The sequence below is a fragment of the Paraburkholderia sp. SG-MS1 genome, assembly GCF_012275575.1.
GTDB lineage: Bacteria > Pseudomonadota > Gammaproteobacteria > Burkholderiales > Burkholderiaceae > Paraburkholderia.
On sequence record NZ_NPIH01000230.1, the window covers coordinates 14,410 to 33,624 of the forward strand.

Genomic DNA, 19,215 nt, shown 5'->3' on the forward strand with positions numbered 1-19,215 from the left:
CCCCCACGCTGTTTTGCGCTCTGTTTTGCGCCTGGAACGCGTCGGTCGCTGACACGTCTGGCTTACGAGGATGAGCATGAATCTCCCTACGAATACTTTTAAACGCGCCCTTGCAGAAGGCACACCGCAATTCGGTCTTTGGGCAGCATTTGCTGACCCATATGTCACGGAATCTCTGGCGGCAGTGGGCTTTGATTGGCTTCTGGTCGACAACGAGCACGCACCCAATGATCTGCGGAGCACTCTCGCGCAGTTGCAGGCGGTGGCACCATATCGCTCTCATCCCGTCGTGCGTCCAGTGCGCTGCGACACGGCCATCATCAAGCAGATGCTGGACATCGGCGCGCAGACCCTGCTGCTGCCAATGATCGATACGGTCGAGCAGGCGCGCGAGGCCGTTGCAGCCACACGCTACCCGCCACTCGGCGTGCGTGGCGTGGGAGCGGCGCTTGCTCGGGCGTCGCGCTGGAATCGCATTCCTGGCTATCTGGAACATGCTGCGGATGAACTTTGCGTGCTGGTTCAAGTAGAGACGGTCACTGGACTGAGTCATCTCGCCGCGATTGCGGACGTTGATGGTGTTGATGGTGTGTTTTTCGGTCCAGCGGACCTGAGTGCTTCTATGGGATTGTTAGGTAAAGGAGGTGCCGAACCAGTTCGAGAGGCGATTCGCAACGGCATCGATGCAGTCAGGCGAGCCGGCAAGGCGGCTGGCGTGCTCGCGCCTGACGAGGCCTATGCAAGGGAGTATCTGGCTGCCGGGGCAACGTTCGTCGCTGTGGGCACGGACGTTAGCCTCCTGAGCATGGCGGCGCACAAACTGCTGATGAGTTACAGCAGTAACGTCGACGAAACGAAGAAGAGCGGAACCGGCGGATACTAGTTGCCATCGGGGTGAGGAGGAAACCGCATGGTGTGCGAGCACCTGCACTGCGGCATTGATCAGGAGTCTGAGCAAACTCAAAGCGAGACCCTGCAGACTCTAAGGGATGCGCCGCGACAAATCACGGGCGCCAGCATTACCTGCGTCGACCAGACACGCGTGACCGTTTATGCGCGAGGTTTCCCGATCGAGACGGTGGATACACTGTTGCGCCTTTCAGGTCATCGCGGACTGAGCCCAAGGCGAGGGATCGGTGCAATCGTACTTTCCCGTCGCGCGTCAAATCACGGTGAGTCTTCCCAACGATTGTCTTTCTGTGGGCGATGTAGCCAAGGCGACGAAGTGATCAAGCGAATCGGGCAGAGTGGACACGACTCGAACCACCGCACGGCCCGCGCGAATAGCGAGGCCAATCACCTTCCCCTCACCCGAATCCGCTCGCGGAAGGGCGCCCCCCACTTGCTACAATCGACCGCTTCGCCATGATTGAGTCGCCATCGGTGCATCAACCGCCGACGCTCGTAACGCACAGCCATGAACTCAGACGATCTCGAACTGTTCGCGCGCGTCGCGAAATCCGGCAGCATCTCGCGCACCGCGTTGGATCTCGGCGCGAACCAGTCGACCGTAAGCCGGCGCATCGGTACGCTCGAGGCGGAACTCGGCGTGCGCCTGTTTCGCCGCAGCGGACGTGGTGTCGGGCTGACCGAGCACGGTGAGCAGCTGCTCGGCTATGCGCAAGCCATGGAGAAAACCCTCGACGAAGCGCGTATCGCGATGCAGGACGGCGGCAAGCGCGGACCCGCGACGCTCTCGATCGCCGCGCAGCCGACGATCGCCCGCGTGATGTTCGGGCGGCTCGGGCATCGGCTCAAGGCATGTTATCCGGCCACGCGGATCCGCTTTATCGAAGGCCTCGCGACGCATGTCCTCAGCTCGCTCAACGACGGCGCCGTCGATCTCGCCGTGATGTATGTGCCTGAGCATCCGGGCGCGAGCCATTTCGACAGGCTGCTATCCGAGCAGGTGTGCCTCGTCACGCCGTCCGACTCGCCTGTGCCGGACGGCCCGTTCCCCGTCAGCGGACTCGCGCAGGTGCCGCTGATCCTGCCGAGCACGCATCACGGCCTGCGCGTGCTGGTGGAATCGCTCGCGACACGGCACGGATTCACGCCGAACATCGCGCTCGAATGCGACGGCTCGATTTCGATCACGAAGCGCCTCGTCGTCGAGCGCTGCGGCGCGACCGTGTTGCCGGCCGCAGCGGTGATCGAAGAGGTGGCGGCGGGACGTGTGAAGTGCTTTCCACTCACCGGCCCCGTTGTGCAGCGCGAGGTGGCGATCGCGTGGCCGCAGCATCGCGCGAAGCCGGCGGGCGTCTGGAATGTCGCGCAAATAGTCCGCGAGGTCGCCGCCGAACTCGTCAACGACGGCGCATGGCCGAACACGCGCTTGCACGCTGCGCCGACGGCATAACTCACGCACACGCGAACGCATAAACTCGACACGGCCCGACCCGCAACAAGTCGGATCGGGCCGCGCACTGATCAAACGCAGCGAGGCCTGGTGCTATTACGCGCTCTGCTCGCGAGTCAGCTGTCCATCCACGAGCCGCCAGATCCCGCGCGGATTGTCCGACTGCAGCGCTTCGGGCAGCAGCGGATCGGGCACCGCCTGATAGCAGACCGGCCGCAGATAACGGTCGATCGCCGCTGCGCCGACCGAAGTCGTGCGGCTATCCGATGTCGACGGGAACGGTCCGCCATGCACCATCGCGTAGCTCACCTCGACACCCGTCGGGAAGCCGTTGAACAGCACGCGGCCGGCCTTGCGTTCGAGCGTCGGCAGCAGCCTGCGCGCGAGCGCGTGGTCGTCGTCGTCGAGTTGGACAGTCGCGGTCAGTTGTCCCGCCAGACGGCACAAGACGAGCTGCAACTCATCGAAGTCGCGGCACGCAACGACTAGCGAACTCGGTCCGAACACTTCGTCTTCAAGCGCTTCGTCGGCGAGGAAGCGTTGCGCGTCGGTGCGCAGCAACACCGCGACAGCTTCATTCGCGCCGCTCGCCGGCTTGCTCGCCGCCAGCTTCGTCACGCCGTCGCGCGCGCTCAATCGCTCGACGCCGCGACAGTACGCAGCGTGGATGTTCGGCGACAACATCGTCGTCGCGGCCTTTGCGCTCAGCGCTTCGGCGGCCGTCGCGCAGAACGCGTCGAGCGCCGGGCCTTCGAGCGCGAACACCAGACCGGGCTTCGTGCAGAACTGCCCTGCTCCGAGCGTCAGCGAGTCGACATACTCGCGCGCAATCGACTCACCGCGCGCGCCCAACGCGGCGGGCAACACCACCACCGGGTTGACGCTGCTCATTTCCGCGTAGACCGGCACTGGCTCGCGACGGCTCTGCGCGATCCGTTGCAGCGCGAGACCGCCTTGCCGCGAGCCGGTGAAGCCGACCGCCTGGATCGCCCGATGCCGCACCAGCGCCTCGCCGATCGCCACGCCGTCGCCGAGCACCATCGAGAACACGCCTTCGGGCATGCCCGTGTCCAGTGCGGCTTTCGCGATCGCCCGCGCCACCAGCTCGGACGTGCCGAGATGCGACGGATGCGCCTTCACGACGACAGGGCAGCCCGCCGCGAGCGCCGACGCGGTATCGCCGCCCGCGACCGAAAACGCCAGCGGGAAGTTGCTCGCGCCGAAGACCGCGACCGGGCCGAGCCCGATGCGCCGCAGCCGCAGATCGGGGCGCGGCAGCGGCGTGCGCTGCGGTTGCGCGCTGTCGATCACCGCGCCATGCCAGCGGCCGTCGCGCACGATGCTCGCGAACAGCTTGAGCTGGCCGACCGTACGCATGCGCTCGCCGTCCAGGCGCGCGAGCGGCAATCCAGTCTCCAGGTGTGCGCGCTCGGTCAGCGCCGTGCCAAGATCAACGATCTGCGCAGCTATCGCGTCGAGAAAGCTTGCGCGCTGCTCGTCAGGCAATTGCCGATAGGCGTCGAAGGCCTGTTCGGCAAGCCCGCAAGCCTGTTCGACATCGTCGTTCGTCGCCCCTCCGAAGGCGGGTTCGAGCCGCTCGCCCGAAGCCGCTGCGATTGCGTACACGTCGCCGCCGCGCGCCTTGAACGCACGCTGCCCAATGATCACTTCGCCGCGAATTTCCATCATAGACCTCGTCCGCTCATCAAGCGCTCAAACGGTTGGCCGGCGTGATCTGCCGTGGGTCGGTACGCAGTTCGATCAGCGCTGCCACGCCGGCCTTGCGCGCGCGCTCGAATGCAGCGGGGAAGTCCTCGGTGCGCTCCACTCGCTCCGCATACGCGCCGAACGACTTCGCGAAAGCGACGAAATCCGGATTCTCGAGCTTCGTCGCTGACACGCGGCCAGGGTACTCCCGCTCCTGATGCATGCGGATCGTACCGAGCATGCCGTTATTCACGACGATCACGACGAGCGGCGCGCCGAACTGCACGGCGGTCGCCAGCTCTTGTGGGTACATCATGAAACAACCGTCGCCGGCGAAGGCCACCACGCTGCGTTCGGGATCGCGCAACGACGCGGCGATCGCGGCAGGAAAGCCGTAGCCCATGGCGCCGTTGGTCGGCGCGAGTTCGGTGGCGGCCTGCCGGTAGCGGTAGTAGCGATGCACCCACACCGTGTAGTTGCCCGCGCCGTTCGCGATCACCGCATCATCGGGCAACACATCGCTCAGATGGCCGACCACTTGTGCGAGATCTACGCCGTCGATCTCAGCCGTGGGCGCGGGCGGCGTCGAATGCGCGACGTAGTCAGCGCGCGCGTCGGCCGTCCATTGTTGCCAGCGCGGCGAGGCCACGGGCTCGATGCCGTCGAGCGCCAAAGCGAACTCGCGCAGGCCGGCGTTGATCGGCAGGCGCGCCTGATAAACGCGACCGAGTTCTTCCGGGTCCGGATGAACGTGCACCATAGTCTGCTTCGGCGTCGGGCTTTCGAACAGCGTATAGCCCGACGACGTGCTTTCCGCGAGCCGCGAGCCGACCACGATCAGAAGATCGGCGTCGCGCGCTCGCTCCGCGAGCTTCGGCGACACGCCGAGTCCGAGTTGGCCGACGTAATGCGAGTCGCGGTTGTCGAAGAGGTCCTGGCGGCGAAACGAGGCCGCCACCGGCAGATCGTTCGCGGCGACGAAGCGCCTTAGCGCAGCGGTCGAATCCGGATCCCAGCCGGTGCCGCCGACGATCACCAGCGGCCGCATCGCGCCGTCCAGCAGTCCACGCAACTCGTCGAGCGAGTCGGCAGAAGGCGCCGCCTGCACACTGCGCGCGGTCGACGCATCGGCCACCGTCGCGGAACCGAACAGCACGTCTTCCGGCAGCGCGATCACCACCGGGCCGGGACGCCCCGACATCGCCACGCTGAACGCCTTCGCGATGATTTCCGGAATGCGCTCGATGCTGTCGATCTGCGTGACCCATTTGGCGATGCCGCCGAACATCTGACGGTAGTCGACTTCCTGGAACGCACCACGGCCGATGAATTCCTGCCCGACCTGGCCGACGAACAGGATCATCGGCGTCGAGTCTTCGCTCGCGGTGTGCACGCCGTTCGCGGCATGCGTGGCGCCGGGGCCGCGCGTCACGAAGCAGATGCCGGGGCGACCGGTCAGCTTGCCGTAGGCGTCGGCCATGTTCGACGCCGCGCCTTCGTGACGCGTCGTGATGGTACGAATGCCGTGCACATCGTAGAGCGCGTCGAGGGCGGGAAGATAGCTCTCGCCCGGCACGCAGTAGACGGTATCGACACCGTTGCCCACAAGCGCATCGACGAGAATGCGGCCGCCATTGCGCGCGAGTGCGTCGCTGCCCTGGTTATCAGACATGAAATTCAAGCTCCTTGTTACGGGTTTCCGGGAGGAACACGGCGACGATCAGAACGAGCATGTACGACAGCGCGGCCCACACGCCGATCGACTTCGCGAGGCCCACCGAGGCGCTCGTGATGCCGACCGCCGCCGGCACCATGGCGCCGATGCCCCGCCCGAAGTTGTACGAGAAACCGCCTGCCGACGCGCGAATCTCCGCCGGAAACAGTTCGGTGAAACAGGCGCCCATGCCGGAGACGATGCCCGACTGGAACAGTCCGAGCGGGAAGCCGAGGATCAGCAGCGTCGTCATCGGCAGTTGCAGGCGTGTGTAGACGAGCACCGTGAGCGTCGCGCCGAGCGCGGACAGCGCGAAGGTCCAGCGCCGGCCGATTGCGTCGCTCAGATACGCCATGCCGATGTAGCCGCAGAACGAACCGAAGATGTTCACGCCGAGGTACAGCGTCGTGAGATTGACGGTCAGGCTTTGCGTCTCGCGCAGGTAAGTGACGAGCCACGTGAGGATCGTATAGTTGCCGCCGAGCGCGCCCGCTGCCATCAGCGAAGCGAGCAGCGTGCGCGACAACACGTTCGGCGCGAACACGCGAGCAAAAGTGCCGAAGGTATTGCTCTTTTCGCGGAACGTCGCTGCGGACTTGAATGCATCTGATTCGCCGACGTTTCGACGCATCCATAGCACCAGCAAGCCCGGGAGCACCCCGATCAAAAATAGCGCGCGCCATGCCACATCCTCGGGCAACACGCCGAACAGTCCCCAGTATGCTAGCGCCGCGAGCGCATAACCGACCGGCCAGCCGCTTTGTACGGTACCGACGGCCCGGCCGCGAATGCGTTTGTCGACCACTTCGCCGATCAGGATCGCACCCGCCGCCCACTCTCCGCCGAAGCCGAGTCCTTGCAGGCTGCGCGTGATCAGCAGTTCATGGAAGCTGTTAGTGAAGGCGGACAGACCGGTGAATAGCGAGAACCAAAGGATCGCGAGCTTGAGCACCGCAACGCGGCCGATGCGATCGGCCAGCACTCCCGCAATCACCCCGCCGATCGCCGACGACACCAACGCGGACGTGCCGATCACGCCCGCCTGTGCCTTGGTCATGCTCCACGCCGTCAATAGCGTCGGAATGACGAACGCGAAGAACTGCACGTCCATCGCATCGAGAACCCATCCGAGAAAACATGCCCAAAAGGTGCGGCGCTGAGCGGGCGCCATCGTGCTATACCACGGTTGCATGTTTCTCATCTCCGTCAGGCGTCAAAGCCTGTCTTTCTTGTCGGCATCCGTTCGCGCGGCCGTTTCACCGTTTCCATCGATCCGGCCCGCGAGCGACGCACGCCTCATGGCGTCGACACATTATGCGGGTGCCAGTCTGCCTGCTCATTGCAGGCAGCGCATACCAGCTATGCGTCGCCGACGCGGATGCAAAAAAAAAGCGGCGCTCGCCGCTTTTCCGAAAGGGTCTACCGGTTGACCCGGAACACAGCCACCGTTTGGATATCGTTGTGGATGGTGCCGCTCAGTGCGTCGGCACAGACGCCGCTCTCCTCCGCCGCAACAATGAAAACAGCAAGCACCGGAAGCACGGCACCGTTCATCGTCATTGAAACCGACACCCGATCGAGCGGAATGCCTTCGAACAGCCGCACCATGTCTTCGACGGTATCGATTGCAACGCCCGCCATCCCGACATCCGCAAGCGCCTCGGCATCGGTCGAATCGTAGCCGCGTTGAGTCGGCAAATCGAACGCAGCCGACAAGCCTTGCGCGCCATTCTGCAACGCGGCGCGAAACGCCAGATTCGAATCCGCGGCGTCGCCATAGCCCGTGTATTGACGGATCGTCCACGGCTTGTGCGTGTACATGGACGACCAGTTTTATGCAGCAAGCGCTGCCGCGCGCACCGCATCAGTCGACAACGCGCGCGCCGTACAGATCGCATCGACAATGTATTGCGAATCACGAGCAATGCCCGAAAAGCGCCCGGAACCCCATGTGTACAGCCACGGCAGGCCGACGAAATAAAGCCCCGGCAGCGCAGTAATACCACGCGAGTGCGCCGGATAGCCCCGCCCGTTAAACACAGGTGCATCGAGCCACGCAAAGTCCGGCGTAAAGCCAATACACCAGATCACCGAAGTGATGCCGCTCGTCGCGAGATCGAGCGTCGTGCGTTCGCTGTGCGGTCGCCACACCGGTTCGTAGCGCGTACCGACGGGTGCCGTCATGCCGTTCCTTTCGATGTAGCTGTCGATACTTGCGTTAATGCGGTTATACGTATCGTCCGCATCGTCGAGATTCGCGCCAAGGTTCGGTGTGAAGCACAACTGGCCGTCGCGCAGATCTTCGAGACGGCCGTACAGTTCCATCCCGTCGGCGGCGAACTTCCGCAGGTCGATATCGCGTCCGCCGTCACGGCCTGTTACGTAGTGGTTGGTATTGTCGCGCACGCCTTCGCGCAACGGATGCTGATCGACGGGCATATCGTAGTAGCCCATGTCCGCGAGCCAGTCCACCACATCGCGGCCGCGATGGAAGCGCGCGCAACGGGGCGCTTCGCCCACTGCCAGCACCACCTTCTTCCCGGCAAGATGAAGGTCTTCCGCAATCTGCGCGCCCGATTGTCCCGAGCCGACGACCAGCACCGCGCCATCCGGCAACGCCTGCGGATTGCGATATTCGGACGACTGAAGCTGCACGATGCCAGCCGGCAGACGCTCTGCCATGCGCGGCACGATCGGCGTGTGATAGCCGCCCGATGCGACGACCACATGATCCGCCGTGAACGGGCCCGCCGACGTGTTCACCGTGTAGCGTCCGTCGACCCCACGCGCCACGCGTTGCACAGCAGTATGTTCGAGCACGGGAGCATCGAGCTTCGCAACGAACTCGTCAAGGTACGCGATGATCTCGTCCTTCTTCATGAACCCGTGCGGATCGTCGCCTTCATACGGATGTCCCGGCAACGCGCATTGCCAGTTCGGCGTGACGAGACAGAATGCGTCCCAGCGCTGATTGCGCCACGTATGCGTGACGGTGTTTTTTTCGAACACCAGGTGATCGATACCGGCTTGCTTCAGGTAATAGCTGATCGACAATCCTGCCTGACCGCCGCCGATCACCAGCACGCTGTAATGGCCGCTTTCGACGTTTCGTTGCTGCGGGATTGCTGTGCTCGACATGACGTGCTCCTCAAGAAAATGTCGATGAGTGATTGAGCGGTTGAGTGAACGCGACGCAACGTCAGCCGAGCGCGAGCACGGTCACCGTCGCATCCGGCTGCGCGGAGAAGCGCGCGGCGTCCGCTTCGATTTGCGCGAGCTGGTCCATCGCGGCAGAACAGGCGAAGCCGAATTTTTCACGTACTCGTTCAGAGCCGATATTCAGGGCTTCGCGCGAGCGCCGCAGGAAATCGTCGACGGGATACTGCGTGCCGGGCGTGAAAAACTCGCCGACGACTGTCGACGGCGAATAGCAATTTGCTTCGGTGCCGTCGGGCCATTGAATCCGGAAATGCATGACTGGCATCACAGGTCCTCGGTAGTGTTGCACGGCTGCTTCGCAAGCCAGTGCCGGTAAATGTCGAGATGACGGCGCGCGCTCGCCCGCCAACTGAACCGGCTGAGCAATACGGGCACCGCATGAACGAAGTCGGTTGCGTCAGGTCGATCCAGCGCATCGCGCAATGCGTATGCAATCGACGCGGCGTCGCGTGGATCGGCCCACCGGCACAGTGTGTCGTCCAGATACTCGGTAAACGGCGCGATGCGCGACACGACTACGGGCTTGCGCGATGCCAAAGCTTCCAGCACGACAAGGCCGAAGCCTTCGCGCAGTGACACCATGGCGACGGCATTGGCACAGCGGAATAGCGCGGGCATGAGCGCGTCGTCGAGCGGCCCGGTGACGACAACCGGTTCGCGGGCGCCTATCGCAAGACCCAGCGGCGCCGCCCGCACAAAAAATTCACGCGTGTACGCGTCGTGATCGAGCAAACTCGCGCCGCCTGCGATCACGAGTTGCGCATGGGGGTGCGTCGCACGCAGTCGTGCAAATGCATCGAGCAACATCATCGTATTCTTGCGAGCCTCGATACCGCCGACCGCCAGCACGACCGGCGCGCCGACGATGCCGAGCTTCTCGCGCAACGCCGCTGATTCACCTGGCGTCGCGGCGCTCGCGCTAAAACGCCGTACGTCCACGCCGTTTATTACCGGCAGTGCATCGATGCCGTAGACGTCGCGCATATGATGCGTCCACATATCGCTCACACAAAGCACGGCGTCCGCATCGCGCCACGCTCGCGTTTGCCACTGCGCGAGCTTCGGGTCCATGAAGTGGTCGAGATGATGGACCGTTCGCAAGAAGCCGTGAATGGCGCCTTCCTCCTTCAGCTCGGCCAGTGCGTTGCCGCTGATGCTGTCCTGCGCGTGCAGCACGTCGAATGTGTCTGAATCATGCAGCTGACGCGTTTGCGCGAAAGCAAGCTTCAACGCTTGAATCCGGGCGCTAACCATGCCGACGGTATTCGTTTCCGGTTCGGTCACCGACGCGAGCACAACCCTGCATGGAGATTCTCGAAACATGACGTCGCCGTCGGCGGCAGGCGCAAAGATCGTCACGTCATGGCCGCTTAGGTGCAGCGCCTGCGCCAGTTCAAGCGTATGCATGACGCCGCCGCGCGGATTGACCGAATGCGTGAATAGCGCGACGCGCAATGGGGTGGCATTCATGATGCGGTGTCTATTGCAGACGCTTGCTCAGTTGCATCCGCCGTTGCGCCTGCGTTTGCAGTCGCGTCTGCCGCTGCGCAAATGAACGGATCGTCGTTGAAGTCCCACAACAATGCGGACATATCGCGCTGGTGAAGCACGACTTTACGCGATGCATCGGCGACGCCGATTTCGGCGCACGCGAGCGAACGCACCGCAAAGCGCGCGATCACCTGCTCGACATTCGCCTCCCTTACGGAGAGTAAAAATCCGTAGCTTGGAAAAGCGCCGAGCCAGCGCTCGAAGTCGACGCCAGCAGGACGCGGAATCGCATCGAGGTCGATACGCGCGCCGACTTTCGAGCATTCCAGCAACATCAATGCGGTGCCGAGCGTGCCCGCCATGCTGATGTCTTTGGCCGCATCGCACAGACCGTCTTCCGCGAGCGACGGCAGCAATTCGAGGTCGGCGCGCAAGCGTTCGGCAGGCGAGTTCACCGACGCATTCCAGAACGGATGGGGATCTTCGAAACGCCCACGCAGATCGACCGCCATCAACAGACGATCTCCAGGACGGGCATGAAAGCTCGACAACAAAGCCTGCGCCCGGCCAACGATCGACACCGCGAGTTGCGACGTCGCGCTGCGCGTATTCGTATGTCCCCCGACCACCGGCACGCGATAAGCGAGCGATGCCGCCGCCATGCCCGCGAGGATCTGATCGGCTGAGTCGATGCCGTCGCTCCACAACGCGTCGACGACTGCGAGCGGACGGCCGCCCATCGCGTAGATATCGCTGACGTTGACCATCACGCTGCTATAGCCTGCAAACCATGGCATCGCCGCGACGAAGTCCGCGACCATGCCTTCGATTGCGAAGAGCAGGTAGCCGTCGCCATCGCGAATCGCCGCGCAATCGTCGCCTACGCCCACCGCCTGCGCGAGATTGTCGGTGCCGCGCGGCAGGCGGCTTGCCAGCGACGCCATCACCCCCGCGATATCCGTCTTGTGCTGGAAACCACGGCTTGCACGCAATCGTTCGACGAGGCGCCGCACGTCAATCGCGTTCGCACGGCTCATGACGCCCTCCGATACGGCACCACGAAGCCGCTCTCGGGCGTCGCGCACGGCGGATACGCGTCGAGTTGCGCCTGCATCAGATGATGCGAACGCCCGAACAACGTCTCTTCCTCGATCGTGTCCCATCGCAACCGCTTGAACAGCGGCACATTCTGGCTCTGCACATGCGCGAAAAACCTCTCGCATCCCAGTGCATGCGCGCTGCTCACTGCTAGCCGGATCAGTGAGGAGCCGATCTTGCCGTACGAGCGGAACGCGGCATGGACGGCCAACCGCGAACCGACCCACACGCCAGGCGCGCTCTCGTGAATGCGCACGGTGCCCACCACCTGTTCCGGCATCCCGGCGACGCAACTCGACGCGACGAGCAGATGTGCATGCGCGTCGATCCCGTCGTAATCGTCGTCGGCGAAAATGCCCTGCTCGAGGCAAAACACCGCACGACGAAGCTTGTACGCTTCGTCCGCTTCCCACGGCAGCGTCGCCCACTTGATGCGAAACTCACTCGGCGTGTAGACGGCGTCAAGCTTCAAGGTATCGGTTGCGTCGCAGAACACGGCTCACTCCTCGTACGACGACAGCGACGAACACGCGCCGCACTTGCCACAGCCGGCCTTGATATCCGCCGAACGCATCGCAGCCGCTCCGAGCATCGCGCCGATCGGCGCGAGGACCGAACGCATGAATTCGGGCGTCGGCGCCGGATGGTCTTCAAGCGGCGTGCCGCTGATCGGCACGAACGGCACGACGAACGGATACACGCCGAGGTCGATCAGTTCGCGCGCCATCGCGACGATCGCGTCGGCCGTATCGCCGAGACCCGCGAGTATGTAGGTGCTGACCTGGCCGCGTCCGAACACTGCCACCGCCGCCTTGAACGCTTCCATGTAGCGCGACAGCGGCACGCTCGCCTTGCCGGGCATCACACGCTCGCGCACCTCGGGCGTGACCACCTCGAGATGCATGCCGAGCGTATCGATACCGCTCGCTTTCATGCGCTCGAACCAACGGTCGTCATCAGGCGGCTCGCATTGCGCCTGGATCGGCAGATGGACCGCGGCCTTGATCGCGAAGGCGCTGTCGCACAGAAGCTGCGCGCCGCGATCCGAAGTCGGCGGCGTGCCGGTCGTCAGCACCATATGCTTGACGCCATCGAGCAGGACCGCGGCACGCGCGACTTCTGCGAGTTGCTCGGGCGTCTTGCGCGCAATCGTGCGACCCGCCGCGAGCGACTGGCCGATTGCGCAGAACTTGCATGTCTTGCGACGGCTTTCGTAACGGATGCAGGTTTGCAGCACCGTGGTCGCAAGCACGTCCTTGCTATGCAGCGTGGCGATGTGCGAATACGGCACGCCGTCGAAAGTCTGCAGCGCATAGAAGCGCGGCGGCTTTGGAAAGCTGATGTTCGCAATCGGAATCGCGCCGCGCAGCAGCGCGCTCATGCCGTTGATATCCGGTTGCGACGCGACGAACGGCGAATTCCACGCGGTACTGGTATGCACCGGCACCATGATCGTCACGCCGTCGACAGTGACCGCCTTGTGATCCGACGGACCCGCGCCGCCGCGCCGGCTCGCGGCGCCCGCATGCGGATCGACGAGACGCAGTCCCGTTGACTGCAATTCAGTCATCAATTGCCGGCTCGCTGCCGACAGATTCTCGCGTGCGCTCATGGAAGGCTCCTGAAATGGCGTTGGGGGCGTCGTCGGCGGAGCCCATCGACGTGACGGGCATCGCGGGCGAATCGTTGATCGCGAGACGTAGTAATTCAGGCCGCGCATAGTGGCCGACCGAATCCATCATGCGTTTGCGCTTCGTGATCAACGACATGTCAAGATCGGCGATCACCATGCCCTCGCCTTCGCGCAACGGCTCGCAGAGATGCTGACCTTCGGGCGACACGATCGCGCTCAGGCAGCCGCCGCGCAGCGCATTTTTCAGCTTCGGATCGCTCGTGACGGAGTCGATTTGCACATCGGTCAGCCAGCCCGTCGAGTTGACAACGAAGCAGCCGGACTCAAGCGCATGATGGCGGATCGTCACTTCGATCTGCTCGGCAAAAACCGGCCCCACCAGCGAGCCCGGGAATTGCGCGCAATGAATCTCTTCGTGCTGCGTCATCAATGCATAACGGGCAAGCGGGTTGTAGTGTTCCCAGCACGCGAGCGCGCCGACCCGTGCAATGCCCGTTTGCGCGACCTTGAGACCGGCCGCATCGCCCTGCCCCCAGATCATGCGTTCATGAAACGTGGGCGTGATCTTGCGGCGCTTCAGCACGAGCCGCCCGTCCACGTCGAAGATCAGTTGCGTGTTATACAGGCTGCCGTGATCGCGCTCGTTGACGCCGAGCACTACCACCATTCCGTGCATTCTCGCGCGCTCCGCGACCGTATGCGTGACCGGCCCCGGCACGGCGACCGCTTCTTCGTAGAGCCGCATATGATCCGCACCCGACGCAACCGGCGGCCGCACGAAAGAAAAGTACGGGTAGTACGGCACGAACGTCTCGGGAAAGACGATCAGCTGCACGCCTTGAGCGGCGGCTTCGTCGATGGCCGCGCAGACCTTGTCGAGCGTGCCGGCGCCACGTTCGAGGTCGGGCGCGATCTGAACCGCAGCGGCGCGAATGACGCGTTTATCGGACATGATGATGGGCTTCCCGTGACTCGGTCAGACGGTCCAGGTGTGGATGACCAGCGCGTTTTCCTTACGATGGAGCAGCTGAATGTCGAGTACGTCGAGCGGACTGATCGGACGGATGCCCTCGATCAGCGATGCTTCGCCATGGCCGTACAGCGCCTGCAACGCGAAGCGGCATGCATAGACCTTGCCGCCTTCTTCCATGAACTTGATCAGTTGCTTGTTGAAGTTCAGGTGCCCGGGGAAAGCTTCGTCGCCAAGCGTCGGGAAGCCGCGTTGCAGACCCAGTGTGACGCCTGGTCCATAGAGCAGCACCGACGTATCGAAACCCTTGCGCTTCAGACGCGTGGCCTGAAGCAGATTCACAAAGCCGATCGAGCCTTCGAACGCAACCGTATGGAAGGTCACGAGCGCTTTCTCCCCCGGCTCGGCCTTCACGTCTTCGAAGACTTTCTCCTCGTAGTCCACCAGATAATCGCCGCTCTTATGAAGGGGTTGATTGACTGCAGGCATGGCACGCTCCGCTTTATCGCATTAGTTGAAATGAACTCCGATCAATGGATGCATCGGTGATGTCATTCATGCAACGGCCATGCCAATCAGCGGCCCGGAAAATGCGATCATTCTCCGATCAATCAAACGGAAATTATCAGAGACGCCTCAAAAAATTTTGCGGACGGCGGCCCGGCAGGCGCTTAGGCGAACAACGAGAGTTCGGTAACGCGTTGATCCAGCACGTTATCCGAGCATTTTTCGCATCTTGGTAGTGCATGCACTACCGAAAGCGTGCACTGCTTCGATCAATGCGATCAACGAATGGGTTTGATGCGATCTTGATCACCTTTTGCAAATACAGCGTGGTACTGTGAATTAAGAAATTCGAATGGGCACGCCATCATGAATACGCTGATGCATCACTGGCTCAAACGGCTCGAAGAAAGCCGCAAACCGGCCTATCTGGTAATACCGGATCTGATCGAAGAAGACGTCGCGAGTGGCCGGCTGCGTCCGCGCGACCGTTTGCCCGGTCTGCGCGATCTCGCGGGCGCGCTGCAACTCAACTACACGACCGTCGCGCGCGCGTATGCGGAAGCGCGCAAGCGTGGCCTGCTCGACGCTCGCGCGGGGAGCGGCACATTCGTGCGAGGCCGCACGCCGAGCTTGCCGCTCACAGCGGGCGGCAGCGTCGAGATGTCCATGAACATGCCGCCCGAACCGCCCGAGCTCGCCGCGCGGCTGCGCGAGTCCACCGCGAAGTTGATGCTGAGCGCGGACCCGTATCGTCTGTTGCGCTATCAGGACTTCGGCGGCACGGCGGCGGATCGCGCAGCGGGCCGCAACTGGCTTCGGCAACGCGTGCCCGATTGTGAGGATGACCGAACGTTGGTGTGCCCCGGCATTCATAGCGTGCTGGTCGCACTGGTGTCGCAGCTGGCGCGCCCCGGAGAGACCATCTGTCTCGACTCGCTCGCGTATCCCGGCATCAAGGCGATTGCTTCGCAACTCGGCGTGCGTTTGCAGGCTTTGCCGCGGGACGACGAAGGGCCGTTGCCACATGCGCTCGAAGCGCTCTGCAAAGCGGAAACGCCTCGCGCGTTCTACTGCAACCCGACACTGCAAAACCCAAGCACGCTGACGCTTTCCGCGCAGCGTCGCGAAGCGCTTGCGGACGTCGCGTTGCGCTATAGCGTGCCGATCATCGAAGACGACGCCTACGCGATGCTCCCGCAAGACGCGCCGATGTCGCTTGCTTCGCTTGCGCCGGAGTTGACGTTCTACGTTACGGGCATGTCCAAGAGTTTTGGTGCGGGTTTGCGGGTGGCGTATCTGTACGCGCCGACCGTACGGCAGACGCAGCGGATTGCAGGCGCGTTGCGTGCGACGACCGTGATGCCGAACCCCTATACGATGCTACTCGCGACACAATGGATCAACGACGGCACCGCAACCGACATGCTGCGCGCGATCCGCGCCGAAGCCCATGCGCGGCAGGAGATGGCAGCGCAAGTGCTCGCGGACTGGAAGTACGACGCGCACCCGGACGGCTTCCATCTGTGGCTGCCGATTCCGACGCAATGCAGCTGGAGCGCGTCCGAACTCGCATTGCAGCTGCGCAATCAGGGCATCGGGGCAGTCGCGGGTGCGGCGTTTTCCACCGATGGCAATCCGCCGAATGCGATCCGCCTCTGCATTGGCGGGCCGCAGAATCGCGACGATTGTCGCGACGGGCTGCAACGGGTTGCCGACACGCTAGAAGACCCGCATCATCTGCACATGCCGATGATGTGATTCAAAGACATTCGAGTTAGCGGATACAGACTGAATCAGTACGCGGCGCATCTAGACCCTGGCATGGTCAAGTTGGTTATCGGTGGCGGCAATGGCGGTGTCGGTCCGGGCCGCCGGCAGGTTAAATTTCCGTTGACGGGGAGCCGCTCGATCTTTTAAGCGCCCTCTGCAGTCGGCCGTTGCGGGAACTCAGGCTGATGGCACGTTTTCGCGTATGTCTGGGGGTATGTATACAAGCGAACCCCTGTTGCTCCAATGGCATCCAAATTCCTGAATCCGAGCCGCGGAACCCGCGGGCTGGGCGAGCTGACCGCCGAGAGTCTGAATGCCTCTCTGGACACGCGGTGCGGCGGCTCTGTCACGTTCGCGAGGTGGCCACGTACCGGCGGCGGACGTGCGGGTCATCCACGCCGTCGGCCGGCTCCCGCCATGGTTGCGCGCACGAGGGACAGTCGAACGGCGACCTGAATACGTCTGCCCGAAGGCGATAGCCCCCGCAGCGCCCACAACACTCGCGTAGCGAAATCCCCTGGATGGGGCACATATCGGACGCACCGATACTGGAACGCGGTTAGGTGCGCGCGTTCCCGTGCGCACCTGAGACACCATCGGAGCGATCGAGACGCGACACTCTGCAGCGCAACGGACGGCATGACGAACGCCACAGCCAGATCCACGAGCGGCAGATGCAGGGCTCCATCATGCATGGCAGATCAAAGCGCCGTGCATCGCGTAGATCGAGGTCCACGGGTGCGCCGTCCTACCCTCGCGACAGGCGCTCCGTGGCTTGCTCTACGAGTCTGGCGTGATACTCCCGCAGGGTCGACGCGCATCCATAGAAGCCGCCAGGGTCGCACTGACTTCACTGGCTGAGCAGTTACCCGCCATGCTGGCAGACAGCCTGCAAGATCAGGTTTCGCGACTGCGGGAACTCGACGAGCAGATTGTGCGGATCGAACATCGCATTCTCGAATGGCGAGGGTAGGGAGATGCATGCAGACGCATCTCGGAGATACCCGGCGTTGGCGTACTCACCGCGACAGCAGCGGTCTCCGTGATCGGACAGGCAAGTACGCCCCAAGCCCATGTTCTCACCATCCACGAGACCTGCGGGTATCGCCCTAGGCGCCTGATTGCTCCACGCGACACATGTCTTCGCGGCCGTTCACCGCTCCTCCATCCCGATCGTCGCGAGCATTTGCGCGATTTCCGCAAGCTAAGTGTGCGCACCGCCCGCTTTTTCCCGCCCGACCCGGCCGGTACCATCGCTTCGAGCGTGTCAGCCACAGCGCTGTTCGCCGATGAACCATCGCCATCGCTATCGAGACAACGAACCCGACATAGGAAATCATCAAATGACAGCTTCACCCTCGGAAAGCCTGGAACTAGCGATTCAGCGCGCCGGCAACGCCGTCGACCTTTTGCGTGACAGCCAGCGTCGGGCTTTTTCGCACGGCACCGTGTCCGGCCAGTTCACCAACTGGCAAAGCGAAGTCAATTCCTGGCGACAGACCTGCGGGTTCATGGACCAGTCGCATCACATGGTCGATCACTACGTGAAAGGTCCCGGTGCGTTCGACCTGCTGTCGAGCCTCGCCGTGAACAGTTTCAAGAACTTCAGGCCCGGCATGGCGAAGCAGTTCGTTGCCACCACGCCCGACGGCTATTACCTCGGCGACTGCGTGCTGTTCTATCTCGAGGAGGAAGTGTTCAATCTGGTCGGGCGTCCGACGGCGCTCGACTGGGTGCAGTTTCACGTCGAATCGGGCAAGTGGGACGTCACGACCGAGCGAGACCCGCAGTCGATGGATCGCGGCGGACGCCCGCCGCTCGTGTACCGCTATGAACTTCAGGGCCCGCACGCCGGTCCGCTCGTCGAGAAGCTGACCGGCCAGCCCTTACCGGATGTGAAGTTCTTCGGCATGACGGACTTCAATATTGCCGGACATCGGGTCCGCGCTCTGCGTCATGGGATGGCCGGCGCGGTTGGCTTCGAAATGTTCGGACCGTGGGCCGAAGGCGATGCAGTGCGCGACGCGATTCTGTCGGCCGGTCAGGAATTCGGATTGCTGCGGGTCGGCTCGATCGCCTATTCGACAGCGAATCTCGAATCGGGCTGGATCCCGGGCCCGCTGCCCGCAATCTTCAGCCAGAACGAATTGAAGACCTATCGCGAATGGCTGCCTGCCAAGGCCGCCGGCAGTCTCGCGGGCAGTCTCTATTCGAAGGACATCACCGACTACTACGTGACGCCCCTCGACCTCGGCTATGAACGCCTCGTCGCTTTCGATCACGACTTCGTCGGCGCCGAAGCATTGAAGCGGCACGCGAAAGGCCCGCGCCGGAAAAAGGTGACGCTCGTCTGGGACCCGCAGGACATGGCGCGCGTCGCCGCGTCGGCGTGGAGCGACGGTCCGAAGTACAAGCACTTCAATATGCCCAAGGCGCGCTACGGCCTCTATCAGATGGACGAAGTGCAAGTCGGCGGCAAGCGGGTGGGCATCTCGATGGACTGCGGCTACCTCGCCAACGAGCGTTGCATCGTGTCGCTCGCGGTTGTGGACGAGGCGTTCGCCGAAATCGGTACTGAAGTGACCGTGCTGTGGGGCGAGAATCCGAATTCCCGCAAGCCGCAAGTCGAGCCGCACGAGCAAACCGCGATCAAGGCGATCGTCGCTCCCGCACCCTTCGGCACGCACGCGCGCACCGCGTATCGCGAGTAACGCGTGCGCGGGCCCGCTGCATCGGGGCCCGCGCGA

15 protein-coding genes and 2 pseudogenes are annotated in these 19,215 nt (G+C 63.3%); 5 read left to right on the plus strand and 12 right to left on the minus strand.

Annotation, left to right across the window (positions count from 1 at the left end; translation table 11 throughout):
• Positions 1 to 76 precede the first annotated feature (76 nt).
• Together CIC12_RS21290 and CIC12_RS21295 are read left to right on the plus strand one after the other, a co-directional pair.
• Complete coding sequence (locus CIC12_RS21290; protein ID WP_168666700.1) at positions 77 to 883, plus strand: aldolase/citrate lyase family protein; 807 nt, start codon at positions 77 to 79, stop codon at positions 881 to 883.
• Between the two features lie 534 nt (positions 884 to 1,417).
• Entirely contained in the window at positions 1,418 to 2,359 is a 942-nt protein-coding gene (locus CIC12_RS21295) for a LysR family transcriptional regulator (RefSeq protein ID WP_168666702.1), read from the plus strand.
• Positions 2,360 to 2,455: 96 nt separating this feature from the next.
• Here the strand turns inward: CIC12_RS21295 and CIC12_RS21300 are convergent, their stop codons facing one another.
• The 12 genes and pseudogenes from CIC12_RS21300 to CIC12_RS21355 all read right to left on the minus strand — a co-directional run bounded on the left by CIC12_RS21300 (position 2,456) and on the right by CIC12_RS21355 (position 14,680).
• Positions 2,456 to 4,045: an aldehyde dehydrogenase (NADP(+)) gene (locus CIC12_RS21300; RefSeq protein WP_168666831.1), complete on the minus strand. Its 1,590-nt coding sequence runs from the start codon at positions 4,043 to 4,045 to the stop codon at positions 2,456 to 2,458.
• Between the two features lie 19 nt (positions 4,046 to 4,064).
• Positions 4,065 to 5,738: a thiamine pyrophosphate-binding protein gene (locus tag CIC12_RS21305; protein WP_168666704.1), complete on the minus strand. Its 1,674-nt coding sequence runs from the start codon at positions 5,736 to 5,738 to the stop codon at positions 4,065 to 4,067.
• A complete protein-coding gene (locus tag CIC12_RS21310; protein ID WP_168666706.1) occupies positions 5,731 to 6,972 on the minus strand; it encodes an MFS transporter in 1,242 nt (413 codons plus the stop codon). Before CIC12_RS21310 ends, CIC12_RS21305 begins: the two co-directional genes overlap by 8 nt.
• Positions 6,973 to 7,232: 260 nt before the next feature.
• Positions 7,233 to 7,601: pseudogene (locus CIC12_RS21315) on the minus strand (methylmalonyl-CoA mutase family protein); the annotation flags it as partial.
• Between the two features lie 12 nt (positions 7,602 to 7,613).
• Complete coding sequence (locus tag CIC12_RS21320; protein WP_168666709.1) at positions 7,614 to 8,918, minus strand: MSMEG_0569 family flavin-dependent oxidoreductase; 1,305 nt, start codon at positions 8,916 to 8,918, stop codon at positions 7,614 to 7,616.
• 61 nt (positions 8,919 to 8,979) lie between these two features.
• Entirely contained in the window at positions 8,980 to 9,264 is a 285-nt protein-coding gene (locus CIC12_RS21325) for an MSMEG_0570 family nitrogen starvation response protein (protein ID WP_168666711.1), read from the minus strand.
• Entirely contained in the window at positions 9,264 to 10,469 is a 1,206-nt protein-coding gene (locus CIC12_RS21330) for an MSMEG_0565 family glycosyltransferase (protein ID WP_168666713.1), read from the minus strand. Before CIC12_RS21330 ends, CIC12_RS21325 begins: the two co-directional genes overlap by 1 nt.
• Entirely contained in the window at positions 10,466 to 11,527 is a 1,062-nt protein-coding gene (locus CIC12_RS21335; protein WP_174772131.1) for a sll0787 family AIR synthase-like protein, read from the minus strand. Before CIC12_RS21335 ends, CIC12_RS21330 begins: the two co-directional genes overlap by 4 nt.
• Positions 11,524 to 12,084, minus strand: coding sequence for an MSMEG_0567/Sll0786 family nitrogen starvation N-acetyltransferase (locus CIC12_RS21340; protein WP_168666715.1), 561 nt, complete (start codon positions 12,082 to 12,084; stop codon positions 11,524 to 11,526). Before CIC12_RS21340 ends, CIC12_RS21335 begins: the two co-directional genes overlap by 4 nt.
• A gap of 3 nt (positions 12,085 to 12,087) precedes the next feature.
• Entirely contained in the window at positions 12,088 to 13,158 is a 1,071-nt protein-coding gene (locus tag CIC12_RS21345) for an MSMEG_0568 family radical SAM protein (RefSeq protein WP_168666835.1), read from the minus strand.
• On the minus strand, positions 13,151 to 14,173 hold the full coding sequence (locus tag CIC12_RS21350) for a Nit6803 family nitrilase (protein WP_168666717.1): 1,023 nt from the start codon (positions 14,171 to 14,173) through the stop codon (positions 13,151 to 13,153). Before CIC12_RS21350 ends, CIC12_RS21345 begins: the two co-directional genes overlap by 8 nt.
• Before the next feature lie 24 nt (positions 14,174 to 14,197).
• A complete protein-coding gene (locus CIC12_RS21355) occupies positions 14,198 to 14,680 on the minus strand; it encodes an MSMEG_0572/Sll0783 family nitrogen starvation response protein (protein WP_018420671.1) in 483 nt (160 codons plus the stop codon).
• 384 nt (positions 14,681 to 15,064) lie between these two features.
• Between CIC12_RS21355 and CIC12_RS21360 the strand changes: the two genes are divergently transcribed.
• The 3 genes and pseudogenes from CIC12_RS21360 (at position 15,065) to CIC12_RS21365 (ending at position 19,179) form a co-directional block, all read left to right on the plus strand.
• On the plus strand, positions 15,065 to 16,456 hold the full coding sequence (locus tag CIC12_RS21360) for an aminotransferase-like domain-containing protein (protein ID WP_168666719.1): 1,392 nt from the start codon (positions 15,065 to 15,067) through the stop codon (positions 16,454 to 16,456).
• Between the two features lie 778 nt (positions 16,457 to 17,234).
• Positions 17,235 to 17,531, plus strand: a pseudogene (locus tag CIC12_RS33890) (IS110 family transposase); the annotation flags it as partial.
• Positions 17,532 to 17,811: 280 nt separating this feature from the next.
• On the plus strand, positions 17,812 to 19,179 hold the full coding sequence (locus tag CIC12_RS21365; protein ID WP_168666721.1) for an aminomethyl transferase family protein: 1,368 nt from the start codon (positions 17,812 to 17,814) through the stop codon (positions 19,177 to 19,179).
• Positions 19,180 to 19,215 lie beyond the last annotated feature (36 nt).